Below are 25,097 nucleotides of genomic sequence, written 5' to 3' on the forward strand. Positions count from 1 at the left end.
ATTTTATTCTCATTTTATTTAAATATTTTAACATTTTTTAATATTGTATTAGTTTTTAATTAATAGTTTTGGTTTGTAAAGCATTATTTTTATTTTTCTTAAAACGTGGGATTTGGTTGGTTTTGTTTTGGCGCAAAAAAGAGTAAAATAAATAAGTGGTTGTAAAAAAGACAATAATATTGCTTCCAAAAGTACTTAAACCACATTGAGTAGCATCAGAAATTGAAACATCTAAATTTAATTGGGGTAATATATCATGCAAAAACCATAAAATAGTTATCCTTAAAACAACTCTTAAAAGATTAATTACAAAAATAAGATTAGCATTTTTTTTATAAGATACGACATAACCCATCATTAAAGAAGTCCATACAGAAAAAAACAAAGAAGTTTGTTCCCAATTGAGGATTTCTTTAAAGGATGTTATTTCTTTTTTGGTAAAATCTTTTTCGGGTTTTAAGACGCGCAATAATTGTTCACCACAAAATTGATTTATAAATACTCCAATAATTCCTATAATAAAAGTAATTACAACAATATTTTTAAAGATTTTAAAAGTTTTGCTATTACTTTGAAAAGTAACACTTTGAGATACTATAGCAGATTGACTATCTTCAAAAGAATTAGAAATAGCATAAAAAATACCATTAACCGCCATAACAAATCCAAAAATATCTACTAAGTTTTCTTGAGCTTTGGTAAAATAATTGTCCATCATATCAAGAATAATGAGTTTTCCAATTTCATAAGTAGATTTGGCAATAATTAATGTTCCTGCTAATTTAAGGATAGTTTTTACTGTGCGTTTAGAAAAGACTAGGTTTTTTAATTGCAACTTAAAAATATTTTTAGAACTAAACATACAATAAAAAGTTACCAAAGTAAGTAATAAATTAGCAATTAAATCAGATAGGGCTAAATCAATTAAATTAACTTGGTTTTGTTTGATTGCTTTAAAAGCAAAAGAAATACTAATTCTTGTAATGATAAGGCAAATATTAAGGATTAAAACAAATCTAGTTTTTTCCTTGGCGCGTTCCAATCCAATAAAAACTGCATTGATAGTAATAGCTACAAAAGTAATTAAAATAAGATAATAATATGTAAGTCCGTTTTGGCTACGATAACTTTTATTTAAAAATATATCTCCAAATGGAGCTGGCAAAAGGACACCTAAACCCAAAACCAATAAAAAGAATAAGGAAGAAATAATTGCCAATAAAAAAGCTAGGGTAGCATATTGTTTGGCTTTGGTAAAATTCTTTTTTTTATATTCTCTAGCTACTAAAATAACACCCGCTCCACCCAAAGCTATAGCAACACTTTGCAAAATTTTTTTAATTTGTGCCATATAAGAAATGGTTTTATCTAAATTGGTGCTGGAATTGGGTTCGTTTCCGATAATATAAAAATCAATAGATACAGATAATTGTTGAAATAACAAATAAATAGCAATGGGAAAAGTAAGAATAATTAAATTGATCCAAATAGGTCTTTTAAATGATTTAGGGGTTTGGTTGGTGGGTTTGGAAAAGTGTGGCACATGATTTTTTTCAGCAGACATAAATATACTCCGTTTTATTTTTTTTAGTATTTATATCAAAATCAATTGTGATTTATTTGGGGTTTCGAATTTGGAAGTACAAAAGTTAATTTTGATAAATAAAATATTTTATTCTACAATCATTTTACAACAATTTAGATACCACATTAAATAATTCATTTTTTTCATAAGTTTTTTCAAAAAGATCACCAAAAGTAGTGTAATGCAAATTAAGTCCACAAGTGCCAACAGCACAATTAAAAATGTTTTTTTGCAATAAAGAAACGGCATAACTTCCCATTCTAAAAGCAAGTAATAAGTCTTCTGCAGTTGGTTTACCACCTCTTTGAATGTGTCCTAAAACTTGGGCTCTAGTTTCAAAACCACTGTAATTTTCTACCTCTTTGGCTAAACTTAAAACATCAAAAATGTGTTCAGTGACAACTACAATAGCATGTCTTTTGTTTGCTTGGCGCAAATCTTTAATTTTTTGGCAAATAGTTTGTTGGGATAAAAGATTTTCGCGAGTAACAATAACGTCTACTCCTGCAGCAAGCCCACCAAATAAAGCCAAATCTCCTTTGTTGCGACCCATAACTTCAATAATACTGCATCGTTTGTGAGAAACAGAAGTATCGCGCAATTTTTCGATGGCATCTACAATATTATTGAGGGCAGTGCTAAATCCAATAGTAAAATCAGTGGTGTAAATATCATTGTCAATAGTTGCTGGCAGTCCTACGCATTTGATGCCAAGTTCGTTCAATTTGGATGCTCCTTTATAAGAGCCATCACCACCAATTACAACTAATTTATCAATTCCTAAAGTTTTTAAATTTTTTGCACATTGTTTGCGCACATCTAAATTATTTGGAAAATCTAAAAAACGCGCAGTTCCCAAAAAAGTACCTGATACGTTAAGAACGCGAGGAAATGTTTGAGGATTTAGGAGTTCAATTTGGTTATTAAAAAGCCCTAAATAACCATCTTTCACGCCGAAAACTTCAAATCCTTGTTTTGAACTTTCAAAAACTAAAGCACGAATAGCTGCATTCATTCCAGGAGCATCGCCACCTGAAGTTAACACAGCAATTTTTTTGTTTTCTTTTGTTTTTTGGTTTTTATTTTTCATTTTAAAATTAAGTCTCCTTTATTTTTTTAAATATTGTTTTATCATTTTTTTGGTAATTGTTTTTTAACAAAACCGCGTACGCGAGTTAAAATGAAAATAAATGAAATAAATAGGTTGTTAAATGTTAATAAGTAAAAAAATAGTATACTTGAAAAATTTCCAAAGTGTTTTAAAAAATAATAAAATATAATATGATTGGTTTGGTTTGGTTTTAAAATGGCTTTCTTTTATCTTTATCCAAAATATAAATTATTATTTTAAGTAAATTTTTGGGCATTTCAAAAACTAACTAATATTTTTTTATGAAAAAACTTTTTATGCTAGTCTTAGGATTTTTTGATTTATTAACAGCTACATTTAAATTGTATACGAATTAATCAAATATTGCAATTAAAACGTATTATTTTTATGCTTTTTGTAAAAATTTTGTGATATTTGGGTCTTTTTCGAAAAATAAAACTAAAATATTGCAAAAAAATATTTATTGTCTAAAAAAAGTTTGCAAAAAAATAATGAAGTTGATTTTTGGAATAATTTTATTAGCTTTTTGGGTTGGGGTTTCATTTTTTTAGTTGTTTTTTATCTTTAGGAGTAGCAAAAATATTAACACTTATTTTTTTATATGTTATACTTAAAGAGTAGTTAAGAAAACAATTTGCAGTTATTTTAGATTTAATAAGTATTTTTTTGTTATGTTTTTTCATTAAAGATGCTTGATAAAAGAAAACAAAAAAATTTAAACTAAATAATCCTAAAAATTTTTTTTGAAAATCTTTAAAAATCCTTAAATAACTGCCATTTGTTTTTTAAATTTATACTTTTTTTGCACAATAAATGCAATAAAAAATAAATATAATAATTTATCAATTTATTTCAATTAATTTTAAATCAAAAGGAAGGTTTTTTAAATAAATGACGAAAAACAAATTAATTAATAAAAAAGATAAAATAAGTAGGTTTGTTTTGGAGGGAAACTTATTAAAAGCTTTATGGATTATTTCTTTTCCTATTGTTGTTTTTAATGTTTTTAAAGCTTGTTTCGGTAGTGTTGATACTTTTTTTGCAGCTGGTCTACCAGAAGGAGTTCAAAGCTACATTCAATTTTCCAAATCTGCTCAAAGCATTGTAGAAGCAGTAGGGGTTTGTTTAGGGATTACAGGAGTTGCATTAATTTCACGCGAAGTGGGCAAAAACAAAAATATCAAATCTTTAAAAGCTCGTAAAATAGCATCTAGCGTTTTTGTTTTATTATTCGTAGTAAGTTTGATTGTAGCTTGTGTTATGATTGGTTTCTCAAGTCCTATTTGTGGTCTTTTTTTAAAAGAAAAATTAATTAACGGAGTGTCAATGCCAATCACAACAGAGGAAAAAAACCTTTGCATTAACGCTTTTAGATTACAAATGTTGGGAACTATTTTAGCCGCTATTAATGTTTTCTTTTTAGGAACTGAAAGAATTTTGGGAAAACTTAAAAAAATTTTGGTTCTAAACTGTATTATGATGGGTTTAAAAATTGGATTAAGCACTTTATGTTTTGGCATTAAAGGAATTGGTTTAGAAGCATTGTGTCCCAACGTTTTGGGGTTGCAAACAGCTTCATGTCTTGCTTATTTATCTATTACAATGGTTGCTTTTTTCACTCTTTTTAACAAAAAAAATCCTTTATTTTTAAGTTTAGGTGATTTTTCTTTTAAAACTTTTTTACAAGACAAAAAATTACTTAAAACTATTTTGAAATTAAGTATTACTTTAACATTAGGAAAATTTATTTATGAAGGCGGAAGAATGTTTACCTTATTTATGGTAGATAGCACATATGATAAACCATTTTTAGCTGGAACGCCTTTCGAATTTAAAGGTTTGGGCGGCTTAGGTGCAATTGGAGTTGCTGATAGCATCATTACTTTATTTGCTCAAATATCTTTTTCGTTAAAAGAAGGGCAATTAATGATTGTTTCTGAAAACTTAGGAAACAAAAATAACAAAAGAGCGATTAAAACTTTAATTCTTACCTCATTGTGTTGTTTTTTAGTATTTGCAGTTATGTATTTAATTTGTGCTCCTAAAGAATATTGGGGACTTGGTTTTGGTGATGATTTATGCTTATTTTTTAAAAATTTAGGTAAAGCAGAAAAAGACCAAATGACATTAAATATGTTGCATGAAAAAAACCCAGGATTTAAATCTTTTTTGTTAGGTGCTCTTTTAACAACTGGTCTATTAACTACACAATTAGAAGTTTTTTCTACTTTTTTAATTGCAGCTAAACAACCTAAATATGATTTATTTTTAAGTTTTGGTCGTGTTTTTCTTTTTAGAATACCTGCCCTTTATTTCTTTAGAAATGTTTGGCTTGGAAATGAAGAAAAAACAAGCATTAAAATAAATAATGCATATGGATTTGCCAATTTCAGTGCTAATTGCATTATGTTGATGTTTATGGTTTTTGTATGTGTTCGTTTTGTGTATAAATTAAAAAAAGAAAAGAAACCAAAAAATTTCAAATAAATTCATAAATCAAAAAAGACTATCAATTGATAGTCTTTTTTTGTTATATAAATGACTTGAAAATATTGCAAATAGTAAAATAAATTTTTTATTTTTTTAATGAAAAAAACTTTAATTTTTTTGAATTTTAACAATATTTTTGCATTCAGGAAAACGACTGCAACCTAAAAAATTACCATAGCGTCCTTTTTTAATGAGCAAAGGGGCGTTGCATAAATTACATTTTTGATCGGTTTTCATATCGGGATTTGTTTCCAAAGAGCTTGTTTTTTCTTTTAAAGAAACAATATTTTTGCATTCAGGAAAACGACTGCAACCTAAAAAATTACCATAGCGTCCTTTTTTAATGAGCAAAGGGGCGTTGCATAAATTACATTTTTGATCGGTTTCGATATCTTTTGTTTTTTCTAATTTTTGATCGGCTATTTGATAAAGTTGCTTAAAAGCATCATAAAATTCTTGCAATAATTCTTTTTTATTGACTAATCCTGAAGAGATTTTATCTAAATTTTCTTCCATTTTGGCAGTATATTTGACATCAATAATTTGTTTAAAAAACAATTCTAGGTTTTTAGTGGTCAAAATTCCTTGTTCTGTAGGAACAAAACGTTTTTCTACTAAATCAACATAGATTCTTTTTTTGAGAGTAAAAATGATTTGAGAATAAGTAGAAGGTCTTCCGATATTTAGTTTTTCTAAAGTTTTAATCAAAGTGGCTTCAGAAAAGCGTGATGGAGGATTAGTAAATTTTTGTAAATTTTGGATTTCTTGAGGCAAGTAAGTTTCATTTGATTTAAAAGAAGGAATAATTTTATCTTTGTCACCATCTTGCAAAAGTTTTTGATAGCCATCAAAAGTTTTTATCAAACTTTCAGTTAAAAAAAGATGGTTTGCAACTTCAAAAAAAACTTGAGTTTTTTGAAATATAGCAGGCGTCATTAAAGAAGCCAAAGTTCTTTGATAAATAAGTTTATAAAGTTTATTTTCGTATTTATCAAGATGAGGGGCTAAACTTTCGGGCGTTTTAGATAAATCAGTAGGTCTTATAGCTTCATGAGCATCTTGCGACTGGGGTGTTTTAGAATTTTTGTAAGTACCTAAATATTCTTCACCATATTGCTTTTTAATTAATTTTTGAGCATCTTTAACAAAAATGTCTGCAAGTCTTTGCGAATCTGTTCTCATATAAGTAATTAACCCTTTAGATTCGCCTAAAATATCAACTCCTTCATAAAGTTTTTGAGCAACTCTCATAACTTGATTAGAAGTCATATTTAGACTTTTAATGGCTTCTTGTTGAAGTGTAGATGTAATAAAGGGCGGTTTAGGGAATTTTTTGGTTTCTTGTTGTTTTAATTCTTTAACTAAAAAAGATTTGTCTTTGATTTGTTGGACAATTGTAAAAGCTTCTTGGGCTTTGATTTTTCCTTTGTAAGGATTTTGGTATTCCGCTTGAAAATCTTTAAAAAAAGCAGTAATAATATAGTATTCTTCAGGGACAAAAGCTTTTATTTTTTCTTCTAAATCAACAATTAATTTAAGGGCAACTGATTGCACCCTTCCTGCTGATTGCGATTTAAGTCTTCTTACCAAACGCGACAGTTTAAAACCAATGATGCGATCTAACATTCTACGAGTTTCTTGTGAAAAAACTAATAGTTCATTAATTTTTCGAGGTTGTTGCAAAGCTTTTAAGACTGCTTCTTTGGTAATTTCTCGAAAAACAATTCTATTGGTTTTTTGGGAATCTAAATTAAGAATTTGTGATAAATGCCAAGCAATTGCTTCTCCCTCGCGGTCAGGATCGGTTGCTAATAGAACCTCTTTGCCTTTAGTTTTTTGGATAAGAGTTTCTACAATGTTATCTTTTTCTTTAATAATGCTGTATTTAGGAATAAAGCCTTTTTCGATGTCAATTCCCATTCTGTCTTTGCCTTTTAGCGACAAATCTCTAATATGACCTTTGGAAGATAAAATTAAAAAATCATCATTTAAAAAACGGCTTAAAGTTTTGGTTTTAGTAGGAGATTCTACTATAATAACTTTTGATTTCATTTTTTGGGCTCCCTCTCAATAATAAAGATATGTTTGGTTTGGTAATTAATTGTTTTTCGTTTCTATTTTTTGGTTTGGTAGTTTGTTGGTTTTTTTATAAAAGTTTTTCAAAGAGGGATAAAACATCTAAGTCAAAATTTAATTTTCCTAAGTTACCTTGCCTTATTTCTTGCAATAACATTTGATAAACTCTAGATTGATCAACTTTTTGATTTTTATTACAAATATTTCTTTTTTGTCCGATAATATCAACTAAATTAGTGTTTGATAAGTCATTTTGGTTTAAATTGAAGCGTTTTTGTAAATTGCTGCCATAATGTTTTGTAAGATAGCAAAGTGCGTGAATGCCTAATTTTTCTAAAGGAAAAATGGAATCTTTAAAACAGCCTGCAAGCGCTAATGCCAAACTTATGCGAGGATCAGAAAAATTGTGCCATAAAACTCCTGGAGTATCCAAAAACTGGATATTGGGTTTAGCAATATCAATCCATTGAATGCGTTTGGTAGTGCCTGCTAAATTAGCTGTTTTTAAAACTTTTTTTTGTGCAAAGCTGTTAATTAAAGTTGATTTCCCAACATTGGGAGTTCCTACAATCATAGCTTTAATGTTAGGAGTTTGGGTTGCTATTCTTCTAGATTTAAAAAGGGAGTTCTTGGCTTTGATTGTTGTTAAAGCTTTTTGATATATTTCTTGAATTTTAGGGGATTTAATAGCATCAATTGTTAAAACAGGAATTTGTTTTTTGTTATAATTAGCGATAAAATTATTGATTTTGCAAGGATCAGTTAAAGAAAATTTATTTAGCAAAATAAGGATTGGTTTTTGGCGTTGGTTAATTAAAGAAAAAATTTGAGAATTGAGACTTGACAGAGGAATTCTTGCATCCAAAATTACTAAAACAATATCAACCAAAGATAAATTATTTTTAATTTGGTCAAAAGTTTTTTTCATATGACCAGGAAACCAATTAAATGTTTTCATTGTTAAACCTATTTCTTTTGTTAAGTAAATTACTCTTTTGCACTTTGATCTGAGTTTAATTTATAAATAGTATCAAAAACTTTTTGTAGATCTTTTTCAAGGTCTTCTTCAGTTTCAAAAATCTTTTTACTGTAAATTTTATAAACTTCTTCGCCTGTAATTGCAATCAAAGAAACTCCTATTTGATGATAAATTAGTTCTAAGGGTTTGTCAAAAATTATTTTTTTAAACCAATGAAAAGGATTTAAAAAATTTCTGATATTATTAAAAGTATTAGTTACTTTGGCAACTTTTTGATACTTTTGAATCATGTTTTTTTTAACAACCATTTCTCTAATTACAAAGATTCTTTTTAAAGTCATTTTGCGAAACATTCTCAAAATTTTGTTTTGGAATACTTTGTCAACTCTTTGATTTATGTAAAACATCAAAATAAGACTTTCATCAATGGTAAGTTCCAAATAGGGATATTTGGAGCTGGGATAAAATTGGCTTGAGATTTCTAAAATTAATTCTCGGATAGAAGTTATCAAAAAAATCCCAAAATTTCCTTTATCCTTTTTAATTTTAACTTTGAAATCTTTTTTCTTAGCTTCAATTAATTTAATTATTTCTTGTTGACTAACATCTGTTTTTTCTAGTCTATGAGCTGATAAAGTTTTTTTCACACTACGCAAAGAAAGAAGACAATAAGTAAAAGAGCTTAAAATAACACCAGAAAGAATGCCAATAAAGAAAGTGTTAAAAAAAGCAAATTGTTTTGTTATGTTGAAAAATTTTTCCCAAAAAGACACACTATCATTATCCTTTTTTCATTTTTTTTATAATTTTTATAAATGGATTCAAACATAAAACACTATATAAAGGCAAAATGTAGAAGGCATGAACTACCTATAATTATATAACAAACAAAGAAATTAAAAAACATAATTTATAAAAAATATAAGAAAAGGGTTCAAATGTTGTTGATAAAACAAAAAAGCAGTTTAAAAATGCAAAAAAATAAGGTTTTTTATTTATTGTTGTCTCTTGATAAATAAAGTCCTGTTTCAGTATTGATAATAATTTTTTCTCCAATATTGATAAAAAGAGGAACTTTAATTACTAAACCTGTTTCTAAAGTGGCATCTTTTAAAGAATTAGTTTTGGTATCTCCTTTGGCTCCAGGTTCGGTGTAAGCTACTTTAATAGAAATTTTTTCAGGTAAACTGATGCCTACAATTTCATCATTTTCATAAAAAATAATATCTACTAAAAGTCCTTCATAAAGATATTTAAGAAAATCTTTTAATTGATATTTGTTAATTTCTAATTGTTCGTAATTTTGAGTATTCATAAAGATATAATTATCTTCCAAAACATAAATCAATTGCATCTTAATTTTAGTAATTAAGGCAGGTTGCACTTTGATACCGGCGTTAAAAGTGTAGTCAATGACACTACCTGTTCTTAGGTTTCTTAATTTGGTTCTTACAAATGCAGAACCTTTACCAGGTTTAACATGTAAAAATTCTAGAATTTGATAAATTTGGTTGTTGAATTTAATAGTTTTTCCAGTTTTAAAATCGTTTGTATTAATCATATTTCTAATTACTTTCTTATTTTTTGGAATTGTTTTTTGTTGTTTTAATTAATTAATCGGTTTTTAAAAAATTATTAATAAGGCCAATAGTGGTTTTTTCTAAATCAGGGGATAAGGCGTCTAGAATCATGGGCTTAATTTGATTTTTAAACCAAGTTTTTTGGCGTTTGGCATATTGCATAGTTTTTTGAATAATTAAGGTTTTGGCTTGGTCTAAAGTTATTTTTCCTTCTAACAAAACTTTAATTTCGCGATAACCAATAATATTAAAATTGGCGTTTGGAAAAAAAGTTTGAATTTGGTTAACTTCTTCTATAAAACCTTTTTTTAACATTTGTTCCAATCTTAAAATAACTCTTTTTTTTAAAATTTGTCTATCAATATCAAGATAAAAAATTAGAGAAGAATATAGAGGATTGTGTTTTTTATTTTTTTGTGATCTTAAAGTGCCTGAAAGTAAATCTTGATAAGCGCTTAGGATGCGACGAGGATTTTTCAAATCTAGGTTCGCAATTAATTGAGGATCTTTTTTTTTAATAAAATCAACCATATTTTCTATTGCAGTCAAAGAAATAGGTGGCAAAAACAAAGATTTAGGAGTTAATTCATAATCAAAAAGAACTGATTTAAGATAAAGCCCGCTACCGCCCACAAATAAAGGAAGGGGCATTTCTTCGATTTTTTTGCGTGCATCTTTTTGAAAATAATAAATATTATAATTTGTTCCAGGGGTAAGAAAATCTAAAAGATGATGTTTAATTCCTTGGGCTTCTTCGATAGTTATTTTGGCAGTTCCAATATCGTATTTTTGATACATTTGAAGAGAATCGCAATTAATTATTTCTAAATTAAATTTTTTAGCTATTTTAATAGAAAGGCTTGTTTTTCCTGAAGCAGTAGGACCTGTAATAGCGATTACTTTTTTCATAATTTTCCTTTATAAGGGTAGAAGTGTTTTTAGGGGGGGTTATTAAATAATTAAAAAACCAGAATAAAATAAAAAAATGCAAAGTGTTGAAAAACAAAAAAAGTTTAAAGAAATACAGAAAATAATTTTGATTCTTTATCGCTTAGTTTTAATAAAACAAATTTTATTTCATTCTGATAAATTAATTTTTTCAATAGTTTTATTAGGTTTAAGAGTGACAAGTAAACCGTTTAATTGTCTTTTTCCTTCGGCATTAGGCCTTGAAACAACGCGATTCCCTAAAAAAGATTCAATTATAGGTTGTTTTTCTTTACCAATAACACCATCTTTGGCTCCTGTCATTCCTGCATCAGAAATATAAAGAGTGTTGTGAGGGAAAAGGCGTTCATCATTAGTTTGGACGTGGGTATGAGTGCCTACAATAGCATCAATTCTACCATCAAAATAATGAGTTAAAGCAATTTTTTCACTAGTAGCTTCGGCGTGAAAATCCAAAAAAGAAAAATCATATTTAGCTTTATTCTGTTCCAAAACATTATCAATAGTTTTGAAAGGGCAATACAATTTGGGGTTAATAAAAACACGCCCTAAAGCATTCATAACTAAAATTTTTTTATCTTCGCAATCAATAATTTTATAACCTTGTCCTAATTGTTGAGTGTCATTGATGGGACGAATTACATTTGATTTGTCAATAAAATTTTTGATTTGTTTATTTTTCCAAACATGGTTTCCCATAGTCATCAAATCAACACCTAATTTTTGTAATTTTTTATAAATTTTAAAACTTAAACCTTTACCATTATCAGCGTTTTCAGCATTAGCAATAATGAGATTAGGTTTATAAATTTCTTTTAAAAAACCCACTTTTTCGGCAAAATAACTAATTCCTGGGTTTCCGTAAATATCTCCAATAAACATTATTTTCATGAATTAATTATCTCCTTTGGTGGATTATAATTTAGCCATTTCCACAGCTCTGGTTTCTCTTAAAACAGTAACTTTGATAACACCATTGTAAATAATTTCTTTTTCAATTTGTTCTTTAATGGTGCGGGCAGTTTGGAAAATAAAATTGTCTGCGATTTTGTCTGGTTCAACGATAACACGAATTTCGCGGCCAGCTTGAATAGCATAAGATTTGGCAACTCCTTTTGTTGAATTGGCAATAGTTTCTAATTTGGTTAGTCTTTGAATGTAGTTTTCTACTGATTCTTTTCTGGCTCCTGGTCTAGCGGAAGATAAAGTGTCTGCTATTGCAACTAAAGCAGCGATAATTGATTGGGGTTCTTGATCTTCGTGATGAGAAGCAATAGCATCGATAACTTCTTTTTTTTCTTTGTATTTGGAAGCAATAGAAACACCAATTTCTACGTGGCTTCCTTCCATTTCGTGGTCTAGAGCTTTACCGATGTCATGAAAAAGCCCTGCTCTTCTTGCAAGAATTTCATTTTCGCCAATTTCAGAGGCAAGTTTACCAGCTAAAAAAGCTACTTCCAAAGAGTGTTTTAAAACATTTTGACTGTAACTAATGCGGAAGTGCAGTTTTCCCAAAATTTTAATTAAGTCAGGGTGAACTTCGCCTATTTTAGTAATAAAAGTAGCTTCTTCGCCCATTTCTTTAATAAAATTGTCTACTTCTATGGTTGAAGTTTCTAAGGCTTTTTCGATGCGAGAAGGGTGAATTCGTCCATCAGAGACCAAAAATTCTAAAGTTTTTTTGGCAATTTCTCTTCTAATGGGGTCAAAACTACTTAAAATAACGGTGCAAGGCGACTCATCAATAATTAAGTCTACTCCAGTTAAAACTTCCAAAGACTTAATATTTCTGCCTTGGCGTCCAATAATCCGTCCTTTCATATCTTCGTTAGGAATGTTGACAACGCTAATATTTTTTTCTCCTGTAATATCACCAGAATATTTTTGCATGGCTAAAACTAAAAGAGTTTTGGCTTTTTTGGATGCTTCGCTTTTGGCTTTTTCTTCTTCTTGTTTAATATATGACATCATTTCATAAGTGGTTTGGTCTCTTGTTTCTTTCATTATGATTTGTCTGGCTTGATCTTGTGTTAAGGAAGCTATTTTTTCTAATTGTTGTTTTTGGGTGTTTAAAATTGTTTCTTGTTCTTTGATTTGTTGTTCTAGGTTTTTTTTAGTGTGGCTAATTATTTGTTTTTCAGAATCTAAATGTTCTTCTCTTTTATTTAGACTCTCAGTTCTATTGTTAAGCAATTCTTCACGACGATTATTTTTGGATTCTAAATCAACAATTGTATTAGTTCTTTGTTCTAAATCCAGTTCTAATTTTTGTCTTAAAGAAGCTATTTCTATTTTGGCATTACGCATCATTTCTTGTTCGCGTTTTTGCAAATCTTTTTCTTTTTCTTTTAGTTTGTTATCAAATGCTTGTTTTTTTTCTTCTAATTTCTTTTGATTAAAAAAAGAATACAAAAAATAGCCGATAATTGATCCACAAATTAAAGCCAAGAAAAAAAGAGAACAACCCATTGTACAATGGTCTCGCCAAGAAGCATCTTTCATATCCTTGATACCTTTCTTTTCAGGAGGTTAACAAATATAAAATAATTGTTTTGCCTCTTTTTCTTTTTGAATTTAGTTTAATGATTTTTAATACAAAACAAAAAAATAGTGAAAATAGATGTTTTGATGCAATTTTATCATTAAAACGATAAATAAGTTTGGTTTTTTAAATATTGATAATTAATTTATAATTAATTTTGAATGGGGTGGGTTGAAAGTTTTATTATTTTTTTTAATTTTTTTCAGTACAAAATTTCATCACTAAATGAAAAAAATAAAAATGTATAAATTGGAGTTTTAAAAAAAATAATAAAGTTTGGTTTTGCAAAAAAATTCATCAAAAACCATGAAAAAATCAATGGTTTAGTGATGAATAGTGGTAAAAATAAAAAAACTTAAAAGCTAACCTTAAAAAGGTTAGCTTTTGTAATAAAAAATATTGAATTATTATATATTAGAAAAATATTTGAATTTTTTAATGTAATTAATAATCAAACTTTTTTTGGTAATTTTTTTTTAGTTTCCGTAAAGCTTTTGCTAAAAGCGCTTGATAATTTATCAGAAAAAGATTCTATTGATTTAGATACTTTCGGAGAATTAATAACTTTTTCAGCTATTTCTCCTGATTTTTCAATAAATAAATCTTTCCAAGTTTTTTTTTCTAAAATAGAAGGGGCTGAGTTTGGGTTTTGTGTTTCATCAGAAGATGATCCTTGAGGCGTTTCTTCTTCTAAAGAAAAAAATATAATAATAGGAATGGCAAGTAATATCAAAATAAAAACGCTAGTAATAATGATTTGCTTGGAAGTAAATTTAATAATAAAATGATATCCTTTGATTGTTTAATAAAAATTATGCAAAAAATTCAAATAAAGAATAATAATAAATAATACAAATTTGAATGCATAATTTTTTGAATTTTAATTTGAAAAATATAAATAATTTTAATAATTTAATTAATAAAATATATAAGATCCTAAAAAAAAAATTAGTATCCGTAGATATTATATAATAAATCAAAAAAATATTTGCAAAATAATGTTAAAAAGTGGTTAAAAATGATTTAAAAATCTATCTTTTCGTTTTTGGTGTTATTTTTGGAATTTTTATTTTCTTTTTTGCGAACTTCTAACAATTTTTGATAACGTTGGTCTAAGGTTTTTTCTTTTTTTTGAATATCTTCAATTACTTTGAGAACTTTTTCCAAAGCAGCTTTCAAATCACAAATAAAGACTTTGTCAAAATTTTTCATCGCTTGTAGCACATTTTCAATGCATTCAAGTTTTTCTTCGTTGTTTTGAACACTTTCAAAAATTTGAAAATAATAATCAACTGAATTAAGAATAGCAAGCAAAATAGAAGGGCTCGTAATGATAACATTGTGTTTAAAAGCATATGATATTATTTCAGGATCGCAATTAATTTGGGCAAAAATACTTTCAGAAGGAATAAACATAATGGCATAAGGGCAGTTGTCTTCTTTGCTGACGTATTTTTGAACTTCTTTAATTCTTTCTTTAACGTGAAATAAAAAACGATTCTTTAATTCTATTTGGTTGAAAGTAGCGTTAATATAGGATAGAAAGTCTGTGGTTGGGAACTTCGAATCAATAGGAATTTGAATAAATTTACCATATCCCTTACACATCACATCAACTTTAAGACGGTTACCGTTATTGTTTGTTTTTTTCATTAAATATTGTTTTTCAAAAACTAATTTATCTTTAAAATGAGAAATATTTTCCAAAATGCGTGCCAACAAAAATTCTCCGGCTTGTCCTGTTTTATCGTTTTGACACAATAATTTATGAATATTTTGCACTTCTTGAAAACCACTTGCATTTTGTTCTCTTAAAACTTTTAAAGAATTTTCCAGATTACTTGTTAAATGTTGACGAGTATCTTTAATTTCTTTAGTTAAAATGTCTTGACTTTGATGATTTAAATTGTTAATTTTGTCATCCAAACGACAAATAACCCTAGATTCTGACTCTAAAAAAGCTTGTTTAAAAAAATCTTTGATATTGACTTGCGTTTTTTTCGGTTTGGCAACAAAAAAATAAATAATGAAAGTTGCACCACCCAAAATAAGAATCAAAATAACGGATAAAATTAAGATTAATAAAATAATAATTTGATCTTGAGACATTTATTTTGTTATTCCTTTTTCTTTTTTTCTTTTTTAGTGTCTTTTAGTTTTTGAGTGCGTTAAAGTTGATATAAAAAATAAAAAAACAAAACAAAAATAAAAAAAGGATCATTATTGAGATTTGTTTTTTAAATATTTTTAATATTTATTTCTTATTTAGAAAAACAAATAACATAAATAAAATAAAAATGTTTGAAAATGTTTGTGGATAAGAAATAAATATTAAAAATAAATATCTAAGTGCTAAAAATTACTAAATTAAGGGAAATGATACAAAAAATAAAAGATAAAAACTGGCGTTTGAGAAGGGATTCGAACCCCCGACCGACGGCTTAGAAGGCCGTTGCTCTATCCAACTGAGCTACTCAAACAAACATACAACAAATATTATACTATAAAATCATTGTTTTTGACAAAAAAACAATTAAAGTAGTGAAAATAGTTTATTTATTTAAATTATAAAAGAAAAAACGATCCAAAGTCATTTAAATATCTATTAAATAAAAAAGTTTGCACAAACACAGAAAAAAAGTATATAATAATAATGTTGATTTTTAATTTCTAAATTAAAATAAAAAAATACAAAAGTTTTTTAAAATGTTTTCAATCAAAAAAATAATTAACGAAAGACAAGTATTTTTATCAAACAAAACTAAGGTAACCTTTTCAAACCTTATCATTCAACAATAAGATACGAATTTGGTCAGGTCTTGATTGAAGCAGCCATAAGTTATTTTTATTGTGTGGAAGATAGGGTTTGAAAAGGTTATTTTTTATAAAGACCCCAAAAAAGCAATTTTCAAAACAATAATTCAATGCATAAAATTAAAAAAAACAAAGGAAAAGAAACAAGCATATGAATTTTTCATTTTTTCAAAAAGAAAAAGATTTTAAATTATTAACTAATATTTACAACTCTTTACAAGGAAAACCATTTTTAAACCAAGAAACAACATTAAGAGGAAAAGAAATCAAAGTAGAATTTTATTATTTAGATCAAAGCAAATATTATAGTACTCTTTTTCAATCACGCCAATTTGCTGTTTGGACAGTTGATAAAGGAGTATGCCGACTTTTGGTTGAAAGAAAATATTACAAAAAATTTGGAGCTTTTTATCAAAAAGATATAAACGATATGTGGTTAGATTTTATATGGCAGATTTTCCAAAAAGAAGCTACTTTAATCAAAACAATAAAATTATTATTTGTGGCAGTTTTATTACCTATTTTATTAAATGTTTTTTTACTTAACGGACATTTTTCAGGTTGGGTAAGGGTTCCTGCTTTTTTTGTATTAATATCTTCTTGTTTTTCTATGAATTATTGGATGAAAAAACAACAAAAAAAATTACACATCTTTAGAGATCAAAAATTACAAGAAACATTAGAAAAAATCAAACAAAAATTAGGAAAAGAGCTTTACGAATCATTAAAAGAAAAACAAAAACAATTCAATCCTACTTTTGTTGAACCCAAATCCGATCAAAACCCCAATGAAGACAATACCGGAAGCAAAGACAACACAATAGATAAAATAAATGAATTAAATTAAACAAATGATAAATAAATGATTATAAAACCAAAAAAAAAAAAAACAATCAAGAAAGGTAATCAAATGATCTACGATAGCATTGTTATTGGAGCAGGACATGCAGGTATTGAATCTGCTTTAATATTGGCAAAAAAACATAATACTTTACTCATTACAGGCTCCTTAAAACAAGTTGCTTCCTTACCTTGCAATCCTTCTATCGGAGGTCCTGCCAAAGGTGTTGTAGTGCGTGAAATAGATGCTTTAGGCGGTATCATGGCAAAAGCTACAGATCTTGCACAAATTCAGATCAAAATGCTTAACTCTTCAAAAGGTCCTGCAGTAAGAGCTTTAAGAGCACAAATTGATAAATTAGAGTATCCTCAAATTATTTTAGAAATATTGCAAAACACTCCCAATTTAACTTTATTGGAAGGACTAGTAAACAACCTAATTATCCAAAAAAACCAAGTTCAAGGAGTCTGTCTTATTGACGGAAGAAAAATTAATGCCAAAACTGTCATTATCACTACAGGAACTTATTTAGCCAGCCAAATTTTAATTGGAGATACCAAAAAAGCCTCAGGACCTAATGGTGTTCCTACAACTTACGGTATCAGCACTCAATTAAAAGAAATAGGCTTCGAAGTCATTCGTTTAAAAACAGGAACCCCACCAAGAGTTAAAAAAAACAGCATTGATTATAGTCAAACCAAAATACAAATGGGAGACAATTTAGAACAAACATTTGGTTTTTTAACGCCCCAAACAACCAAAAGACCACAAGAACCTTGTTTTTTAACTCACACCAACCAAACCACCCACCAAGTTATCCGAAAACATTTAAACCAATCGGCTATGTATGGCGGTTATGTTGAAGGCATAGGGCCTCGTTATTGCCCTTCTATTGAAGATAAAGTAGTAAGATTTTGCGATAAAAACAGTCATCAAATTTTTATTGAACCAGAAAGTCTATATTTGAATGAAATGTATCTACAAGGACTTTCCACCAGCATGCCTCAACACGTTCAACATGAAATCCTTAAAACTATTCCAGGATTACAAAACGCCAAAATCACTAAATATGCTTATGCTATCGAATACGATGCTTTTAATCCCAACCAACTCAAACACAGTTTAGAGACTAAAAAAATACAAAATCTCTTTTTAGCAGGCCAAATGAACGGCACCAGCGGCTATGAAGAAGCTGCTTGTCAAGGGCTTATGGCAGGAATTAATGCATCTTTAAAACTCCAAAATAAACCTCCTTTTGTGTTAAAAAGAAACGAAGCCTATATTGGTGTTTTGATCGATGATTTGATTACTAAGGGTGCAAAAGAACCTTACCGTCTTTTGACATCACGCGCGGAATTTCGTTTGTTATTAAGACACGACAACGCCGATTTACGCCTCAAAGATTACGGATATCAACTAGGTTTAATTGATAAAAAAGATTATAACAGTTTTCAAAACAAAAAAGCCAAAATCAACCTTTTATTGGAAAAAAGTAAAAATTATGAAATTTTAGTCAATTCAGATAATCTATCTTATTTAAAACAACAAAACTCAGCTAGTCTCGGAGAAAAAACCACATTAGCGCAACTAATAAAAAGACCAGAATTAAATTTTTGCACTTTACAACATTTTTTACAAGAAAAAGCAGATAAAACCATTTATGAACAAGTAGAAATACAAATTAAGTACGAAGGTTATATTGCTAAAGCCCAAAAAGAAGCTCAAAAATTAGCAAGATTAGAACAAAAAAAAATTCCTAGCAAAATAAATTACGCAGATATTAAAAATTTATCAAAAGAAGCTAAAGAAAAACTTGATTTAATTAAACCCCAAACTTTAGGACAAGCCACAAGAATATTAGGAGTCAATCAAGTTGATATTTCGATTTTATTAGTTTATTTGGAAAAACATCATGCTTTACTTTGAATCATTAAAAGACAAATTTAAACTCAACAAAAAGCAATTAAACAAGTTTGTTTTTTACTATGAATTTTTAAAAAAAGAAAACCAAAAAATGAACCTTACTTCCCTGATATCTTTATCTGATGTTTGCTATAAACATTTTTATGATTCTTTAATTTTAAAAGAAATATTTGACTTTAATAATGTAACTAATCTTTGTGATGTTGGCTCGGGAGCTGGCTTTCCTAGCTTTCCTTTAAAAATTCTTTATCCTCATTTAAAAATTATAATCATAGAATCATCTTTAAAAAAAATCAATTTCTTGAAACAATTAGCAAGCCATTTGGAATTAGATAATGTATGTTTTTTTCACAAAAGAGTAGAACAACATGACATAGCCAAAAATGGAAGTTATGATTTTGTTGTTGCTCGCGCTTTGGCTAGATTAGAAATTATCTTAAAATGGTGTGTTCCTTTAGTAAAAAAAAGGGGTTATTTTATTGCTATGAAAGGCAAAAACTTTCAACAAGAATTAGAAGCTAGCAAAAAGATAATTAAGCAGATGAAAGTTAAATTAGTTAGCGCAAAAGTATTTGAATTACCAATGCAATTAGGAACAAGAACTAATTTATTATTCCAAACCGAATAAAAAAAGGTAATATAATAAAAAAAGATCACGAATATTCGTGATCTTTTTTATTTTCTTTCTTGGCCAAATAACCTTAACAAAATTAACATTATTCTTAAAAAAATTTCAATTAAAATTGTTGCAAAAGCCAAAGAAACTTGCCATTCATATTTTTTAGGCATTCCTTGTTTAATCATTTGTTCGGCGTAATCAAAATGAAATGCCAAAAACATAGACACAAATCCTAACATAATTAAACTAATAGGGAAGGTTAAAAAGCTATTGTAAATAATATTTTCAATTGTCCAAATGCCACATAAAGACAACACTAAACGAACTATATAAGAAACTATCAAAGCAAAAGAGCAATATAACATAATTTGTCTAAATCTATTTGTTACTTTTATAAATCCCTTATAATAAGCTTGGGACATCGCAACAAAAAGGATAAAGGTTGCAAAAATAGCCATAAAGGCAATTTCAACTAAATTGGCATAAACTAAATTTAGAAAAACAAAAAAAATTGATAAGATTATTCCTTCTATAAAAGAATAAATTAATCCACAAGCCTTAGAAATTTCAACTTTTTTTAACCCTGCAAAATAAATACCATAATTTAAAAATCCTAGCGTAATCATGGAAAAATAAATTGTATGAATATTTAGTTTTTTTAATATCACAGGTTTTAGAATTGGATAAAAAAACATTGAAGTGATTGCTGTAACACATAAAAGCAAAATTGTTTTTAAAGAAATTCCTTTACGAGTAGCAATGTTGTTATAAGTATTTTTTTCAAATAAAGAAAGAAAGTTATTTTTAATTTGGGTAAACGAATTATTTACTTTATTGGATTCCATTTAAACCACCTTTTTAAATTTTATTTATTATTAAAAATTAAATTTATTTTATTATTCTTATTATTTAAAAAAATATTTTCATCTTTTTTAAATTGCTTAATAAACAAGCACATATATATTTTACCTTTTTTTAAAATTAATTGGAAGGTATTTTGCTTTTTTATTGAAAAAAATAGTGTGTTTTTTGTTGGTGTTGCGAAATTTAATAATAAATAGCGTTTTTTTTGGCGCATAACTAATTTTTTTATGAATGTTTAAAAAATATCACATCATTAGGATAAAAAAGGGGGAAATACAAAAAAAGATAAAAAACCCACATTATGTGGGTTTTTATTTATTAATAAGGTTTCAGTATAGTGAATTTTTAGTTAAGAAGTTTGGAAACTGATCCTGCACCAACTGTTTTTCCACCTTCACGAATAGAAAATTTAGTTCCTTCTTCTATGGCAATTGGGTTGTTCAGGGTAACTACTAATTCAGCGTTGTCTCCTGGCATTACCATTTTTACATCACCTTGTAATTCAACTACTCCTGTAATATCTGTAGTACGGAAATAGAATTGAGGACGGTATTGAGAGAAAAAGGCAGTGTGACGTCCTCCTTCTTCTTTAGTTAAAACATAAACTTGAGCAATAAATTTAGAATGAGGTTTGACAGAACCTGGTTTAGCTAAAACTTGTCCACGTTGTACATCTTCACGGTTAATTCCGCGTAATAAAGCTCCAACGTTGTCACCTGCTTGAGCAAATTCTAGATCTTTTTTAAACATTTCTACTGCAGTTACAATAGTTTTTCTAGTTTCTTTAAGTCCTACGATTTCTACTTCATCACCAGCTTTTACTTGGCCTCTTTCTACTCTACCAGTAACAACAGTTCCTCTACCAGTAATAGTGAAAACATCTTCTACAGGCATTAAGAAAGGTTTGTCAACTTCACGCACTGGGTCTTCAATGTAGGTGTCTAGAGTTTCGATTAATTTATTTACTTGAGCAACGTAATGAGCATCACCTTCTAAAGCTTTTAATGCAGATCCTCTAATGACAGGGATGTCATCTCCTGGGAAATCGTATTGAGATAATAATTCGCGAACTTCCATTTCTACTAATTCTAAAATTTGTTCGTCTGGGGAAAGATCACATTTATTTAAGAAAACAACAATTTTTGGAACACCAACTTGGCGTGCTAATAAAATGTGTTCTCTAGTTTGAGGCATAACACTATCTGCACCAGAAACAACTAAAATAGCAGCATCCATTTGAGCAGCTCCAGTAATCATGTTTTTAACATAATCGGCGTGTCCAGGACAGTCAACATGAGCATAATGACGTTTTTCTGTTTCATATTCTACATGTGAAGTTTTAATAGTAATTCCACGTTCTCTTTCTTCAGGAGCATTATCAATTTGGTCATAAGCTCTACTTTTAGCCAAGCCACGAGCAGACAAAACTTGGGTAATAGCTGCTGTAAGAGTAGTTTTGCCGTGGTCTACATGTCCAATAGTACCCACATTTAAATGTGTTTTATTTCGTATAAATTTTTCATTAGCCATTTTTCAAAGGCCTCCTTTTTATTATGTTTTAAGGTTTGTTTTAATAAATAATATTTACCATTTAAATTTTAACTTATTTTTTGGCTTTTCACAACTATTTTGTAAAAAAAATGTTTTTTTGGTTTAAAGGTTGTCTAAGCGCGTTTTTTAATAATTTCTTCAGTAATACTTTTAGGAGCTTTTTCATATTTAGCAAATTGCATAATAAAAGTAGCTCTTCCTTGGGTATTGGATCGCAAAACAGTAGCATATCCAAACATTTCAGAAAGGGGCACAAACGCTCTAATAGCAACAGCGTTGGTGCGTGATTCTTGGTTTTCTAATCTACCTCTTCTAGAAGTTAAATCGCCAATAACATTTCCTACATAATCATTGGGAGTAACTACTTCCACGTCCATAATAGGTTCTAAAATAACTGGGTTACCTTTAGTTTTGGTTTCTTTTAATGCCATGGAAGCAGCAATTTTAAAAGCTATTTCGGAAGAATCGACATCATGGTAAGAACCATCAAATAAAGTTGCTTTAACATCAATAATTTGATATCCAGCTAAAATACCACCAGCAAGAGCTTCTTGAATTCCTTTTTGAACTGCAGGAACGTATTCACGAGGAACCACACCACCTACAATTTTATTAACGAATTCAAAACCTTTTCCTGGATTTGGTTCAAAACGCATCCACACGTGTCCGTATTGTCCGCGACCACCTGATTGACGAATGAATTTTCCTTCTGTCTCGGTTTCTTGGGTGATTGTTTCGCGGTATGCTACTTGAGGTTCTGTAACATTTGCTTGCACTTTGAATTCTCTTTTAAGGCGTTCAATAATGATATCTAAATGAAGTTCACCCATCCCAGCAATAATAGTTTGCCCGGTTTCATGATTGGAAAAAACCTTAAATGTAGGGTCTTCTTCAGCTAATTTTGCAAGGGCAATTCCCATTTTATCTTGATCAGCTTTAGTTTTTGGTTCTACTGCAATTTCAATTACTGGTTCTGGGAAATTCATTGATTCTAAGATGATGGTTTGTCCTTCTGATGCTAAAGTGTCTCCTGTAGTAGTTGCTTTTAATCCTACAACTGCTAAAATATCGCCTGTGTAGGCTTCTTTTACTTCTTCACGAGAATTAGCATGCATTTGTAATAAGCGTCCAAAACGTTCTTTGGTTCCTTTAGTGGTATTAGTTACGTAAGAGCCAGCTTTAACTGAACCTGAATAGATACGGAAAAAGGTTAATTTTCCTACATAAGGATCAGTCATCACTTTAAAAGCTAAAGCTGTGAAAGGTTCTTCATCTAATCCGGTGCGCACAATTTCTTGGTTGTCAGAATCAAATCCAACAATAGCTGCAACATCACAAGGAGCAGGAAGGTAGTCAACAACAGCGTCTAACATTTTAACAACACCCTTATTTTTGAAAGAAGAACCACAAAGAACTGGGAAAAAGGAAGCTTGTAAGGTTGCTTTTCTAATGGAATTTTTCAACATTTCAGAAGAGATTGGTTTTTCTTCTAAATAATAAATCATTAATTCTTCGTCTAGGGTAGATAAAGTTTCTATTAATTCTTTTCTTTTAGTTTGGGTAATTGATTCTAAATCGCTAGGAATAGAAACAACTTTTCCTGTTTCTTGGGAAGTGTTATCATATTCAAAAGCATTCATTTCTACTAGATCAATGATTCCATTAAAGTCATTTTCTGATCCAATTGGCCATTGAATAGCGCTTGCATGAACTCCTAAGCGTTGTTTAAGAGTTTCAATTGCATAAGCAAAATCAGCGCCTACTTTATCCATTTTGTTAACAAAAATAACTCTTGGAACTTTATATTCACTAGCTTGACGCCAAACAGTTTCAGTTTGTGGTTCTACTCCTGCTTGAGCATCAATAACTGTTACTGCGCCATCCAAAACTCTAAGAGAGCGCGAAACTTCCACCGTAAAATCAACATGTCCGGGAGTGTCAATAATATTGATACGGTGGTTTTTCCAAAAAGCAGTAGTAGCAGCAGAGGTAATAGTGATTCCTCTTTCTTGTTCTTGTTCCATCCAATCCATCTGAGAGGCGCCATCATGGGTTTCTCCGATTTTATGAATTTTTCCGGTGTGGAACAAAATTCTTTCTGTAGTGGTGGTTTTCCCTGCATCAATATGAGCAATAATGCCAATATTACGAGTTTTTTCTAATGAAAACTGACGTGCCATCTTTTTTATTCTCCTATAAGTTGCAATCACCAACGATAATGAGCAAAGGCTTTATTAGCTTCTGCCATGCGATGCGTTTCTTCTCTTTTTTTAACTGATACTCCGTTACCTAAAGAAGCGTCTACTATTTCTTTGGCAAGTCTTTCTTCCATTGTTTTTTCGTTGCGTTCTTTAGTGTATTTAACAAGCCATCTTAATCCTAAAGAATGGCGTCTTTCGGGACGAACTTCGGAAGGCACTTGGTAATTTTGACCACCCACACGACGCGTGCGTACTTCCAGAACAGGCATAATGTTGTTTAGGGCTTCATGAAAAACTTCAATAGGATCGCGGTTAGTAATTGTTTTGACTTGTTTTAAAGCTTGATAAAAAATAGTTTGAGCTTTGCCTTTTTTGCCATCTTCCATAATTGTGTTAATGGTTTTAGTAACTAATTTAGAATTGTAAATAGGATCTGGCTGTACATCTCTTTTTTTAATATGACCTTTGCGGGACACAAAAATTCACCTACTTTCTTTATTTTATTTATTTTTTTGGGTATTTTTGATTTATTCTTTTTAATTGTAATTATTTTTTTTCTTTAGGTAATTTAGAGCCGTACTTAGAACGACCCTGTTTGCGGTTAGCAACACCAGTAGCATCTAGAGCACCACGAACGATATGATAACGCACACCAGGAAGATCTTTTACGCGTCCACCGCGAACTAAAACAGAGCTATGTTCTTGTAATGAGTGTCCCACGCCTGGAATATAGGCAGTTACTTCAGAACCGTTACTTAGACGTACTCTTGCAAATTTACGTAAAGCTGAGTTAGGTTTTTTTGGGGTCATAGTAGTTACACGGAGACAAACTCCCATTTTTTGAGGAGAACTGTAATGTTTATTTTTTTTTTGCAAAACATTAAAACCGTAACTTAATGCAGGTGCTTTAGTTTTGGAAGTTTTACTGCTACGACGTTTTTTGATTAATTGAGAAACAGTAGACATTTTTTAT

At 28.9% G+C, this 25,097-nt stretch carries 20 protein-coding genes, 1 tRNA gene and 1 other RNA gene; 5 read left to right on the top strand and 17 right to left on the bottom strand.

Annotation, left to right across the window (positions count from 1 at the left end):
* Positions 1 to 55: 55 nt before the first annotated feature.
* Together AYWB_RS02090 and AYWB_RS02095 are read right to left on the bottom strand one after the other, a co-directional pair.
* Positions 56 to 1,564 (bottom strand): MATE family efflux transporter, encoded by a 1,509-nt coding sequence (locus tag AYWB_RS02090; RefSeq protein WP_011412720.1) that lies wholly within the window; start codon positions 1,562 to 1,564, stop codon positions 56 to 58.
* A 124-nt stretch (positions 1,565 to 1,688) separates the two neighbouring features.
* On the bottom strand, positions 1,689 to 2,675 hold the full coding sequence (locus AYWB_RS02095) for an ATP-dependent 6-phosphofructokinase (RefSeq protein WP_011412721.1): 987 nt from the start codon (positions 2,673 to 2,675) through the stop codon (positions 1,689 to 1,691).
* Positions 2,676 to 3,587: 912 nt separating this feature from the next.
* Here AYWB_RS02095 and AYWB_RS02100 point away from each other — a divergent pair.
* Positions 3,588 to 5,183, top strand: coding sequence for a multidrug transporter (locus AYWB_RS02100; protein ID WP_011412722.1), 1,596 nt, complete (start codon positions 3,588 to 3,590; stop codon positions 5,181 to 5,183).
* A gap of 111 nt (positions 5,184 to 5,294) precedes the next feature.
* Here AYWB_RS02100 and topA read toward each other — a convergent pair whose 3' ends face one another.
* The 10 genes from topA to AYWB_RS02150 form a co-directional block, all read right to left on the bottom strand.
* The gene (gene topA, locus AYWB_RS02105) at positions 5,295 to 7,238 is read right to left on the bottom strand and encodes a type I DNA topoisomerase (protein WP_011412723.1); all 1,944 of its coding nucleotides are present in this window, start codon (positions 7,236 to 7,238) and stop codon (positions 5,295 to 5,297) included.
* Between the two features lie 94 nt (positions 7,239 to 7,332).
* Positions 7,333 to 8,220, bottom strand: coding sequence for a ribosome biogenesis GTPase YlqF (ylqF, locus tag AYWB_RS02110; protein ID WP_011412724.1), 888 nt, complete (start codon positions 8,218 to 8,220; stop codon positions 7,333 to 7,335).
* A gap of 29 nt (positions 8,221 to 8,249) precedes the next feature.
* The gene (locus AYWB_RS02115) at positions 8,250 to 9,014 is read right to left on the bottom strand and encodes a hypothetical protein (protein ID WP_011412725.1); all 765 of its coding nucleotides are present in this window, start codon (positions 9,012 to 9,014) and stop codon (positions 8,250 to 8,252) included.
* Between the two features lie 218 nt (positions 9,015 to 9,232).
* Entirely contained in the window at positions 9,233 to 9,802 is a 570-nt protein-coding gene (efp, locus tag AYWB_RS02120; protein WP_011412726.1) for an elongation factor P, read from the bottom strand.
* A 52-nt stretch (positions 9,803 to 9,854) separates the two neighbouring features.
* Positions 9,855 to 10,730, bottom strand: a complete 876-nt coding sequence (gene miaA, locus AYWB_RS02125; RefSeq protein WP_011412727.1) for a tRNA (adenosine(37)-N6)-dimethylallyltransferase MiaA — start codon at positions 10,728 to 10,730, stop codon at positions 9,855 to 9,857.
* 168 nt (positions 10,731 to 10,898) lie between these two features.
* Positions 10,899 to 11,660, bottom strand: a complete 762-nt coding sequence (locus AYWB_RS02130) for a TIGR00282 family metallophosphoesterase (RefSeq protein ID WP_011412728.1) — start codon at positions 11,658 to 11,660, stop codon at positions 10,899 to 10,901.
* Positions 11,661 to 11,684: 24 nt separating this feature from the next.
* Positions 11,685 to 13,271, bottom strand: a complete 1,587-nt coding sequence (rny, locus tag AYWB_RS02135; protein WP_011412729.1) for a ribonuclease Y — start codon at positions 13,269 to 13,271, stop codon at positions 11,685 to 11,687.
* Between the two features lie 491 nt (positions 13,272 to 13,762).
* Positions 13,763 to 14,044, bottom strand: coding sequence for a hypothetical protein (locus tag AYWB_RS02140; protein ID WP_011412730.1), 282 nt, complete (start codon positions 14,042 to 14,044; stop codon positions 13,763 to 13,765).
* 290 nt (positions 14,045 to 14,334) lie between these two features.
* Positions 14,335 to 15,420: a DNA recombination protein RmuC gene (locus AYWB_RS02145; RefSeq protein ID WP_011412731.1), complete on the bottom strand. Its 1,086-nt coding sequence runs from the start codon at positions 15,418 to 15,420 to the stop codon at positions 14,335 to 14,337.
* A 294-nt stretch (positions 15,421 to 15,714) separates the two neighbouring features.
* Positions 15,715 to 15,791: transfer RNA gene (locus tag AYWB_RS02150), tRNA-Arg, on the bottom strand.
* 298 nt (positions 15,792 to 16,089) lie between these two features.
* Here AYWB_RS02150 and ffs point away from each other — a divergent pair.
* The 4 genes from ffs to rsmG all read left to right on the top strand — a co-directional run bounded on the left by ffs (position 16,090) and on the right by rsmG (position 19,517).
* An RNA gene (gene ffs / locus AYWB_RS03755) (signal recognition particle sRNA small type) lies at positions 16,090 to 16,181 on the top strand.
* Between the two features lie 95 nt (positions 16,182 to 16,276).
* Positions 16,277 to 16,972 carry a hypothetical protein gene (locus AYWB_RS02155; protein WP_011412733.1) on the top strand — a complete coding sequence of 232 codons (696 nt, stop codon included), beginning with the start codon at positions 16,277 to 16,279 and terminating at the stop codon, positions 16,970 to 16,972.
* 63 nt (positions 16,973 to 17,035) lie between these two features.
* On the top strand, positions 17,036 to 18,892 hold the full coding sequence (mnmG, locus tag AYWB_RS02160; protein ID WP_041640020.1) for a tRNA uridine-5-carboxymethylaminomethyl(34) synthesis enzyme MnmG: 1,857 nt from the start codon (positions 17,036 to 17,038) through the stop codon (positions 18,890 to 18,892).
* Positions 18,879 to 19,517 (top strand): 16S rRNA (guanine(527)-N(7))-methyltransferase RsmG, encoded by a 639-nt coding sequence (rsmG, locus tag AYWB_RS02165; RefSeq protein WP_011412735.1) that lies wholly within the window; start codon positions 18,879 to 18,881, stop codon positions 19,515 to 19,517. The genes mnmG and rsmG overlap by 14 nt, the downstream gene beginning before the upstream one ends.
* Positions 19,518 to 19,564: 47 nt before the next feature.
* Here rsmG and AYWB_RS02170 read toward each other — a convergent pair whose 3' ends face one another.
* The 5 genes from AYWB_RS02170 to rpsL form a co-directional block, all read right to left on the bottom strand.
* A complete protein-coding gene (locus tag AYWB_RS02170) occupies positions 19,565 to 20,353 on the bottom strand; it encodes a Bax inhibitor-1/YccA family membrane protein (protein WP_011412736.1) in 789 nt (262 codons plus the stop codon).
* Positions 20,354 to 20,717: 364 nt separating this feature from the next.
* Entirely contained in the window at positions 20,718 to 21,902 is a 1,185-nt protein-coding gene (gene tuf, locus AYWB_RS02180) for an elongation factor Tu (protein ID WP_011412737.1), read from the bottom strand.
* 134 nt (positions 21,903 to 22,036) lie between these two features.
* On the bottom strand, positions 22,037 to 24,103 hold the full coding sequence (fusA, locus tag AYWB_RS02185; RefSeq protein ID WP_041639868.1) for an elongation factor G: 2,067 nt from the start codon (positions 24,101 to 24,103) through the stop codon (positions 22,037 to 22,039).
* Between the two features lie 26 nt (positions 24,104 to 24,129).
* Positions 24,130 to 24,600: a 30S ribosomal protein S7 gene (gene rpsG, locus AYWB_RS02190; RefSeq protein ID WP_011412739.1), complete on the bottom strand. Its 471-nt coding sequence runs from the start codon at positions 24,598 to 24,600 to the stop codon at positions 24,130 to 24,132.
* 70 nt (positions 24,601 to 24,670) lie between these two features.
* Complete coding sequence (gene rpsL, locus AYWB_RS02195) at positions 24,671 to 25,090, bottom strand: 30S ribosomal protein S12 (protein ID WP_011412740.1); 420 nt, start codon at positions 25,088 to 25,090, stop codon at positions 24,671 to 24,673.
* Positions 25,091 to 25,097: the final 7 nt, after the last annotated feature.

It is taken from the genome of Aster yellows witches'-broom phytoplasma AYWB (assembly GCF_000012225.1).
Classification (GTDB): Bacteria; Bacillota_I; Bacilli_A; order Acholeplasmatales; family Acholeplasmataceae; genus Phytoplasma.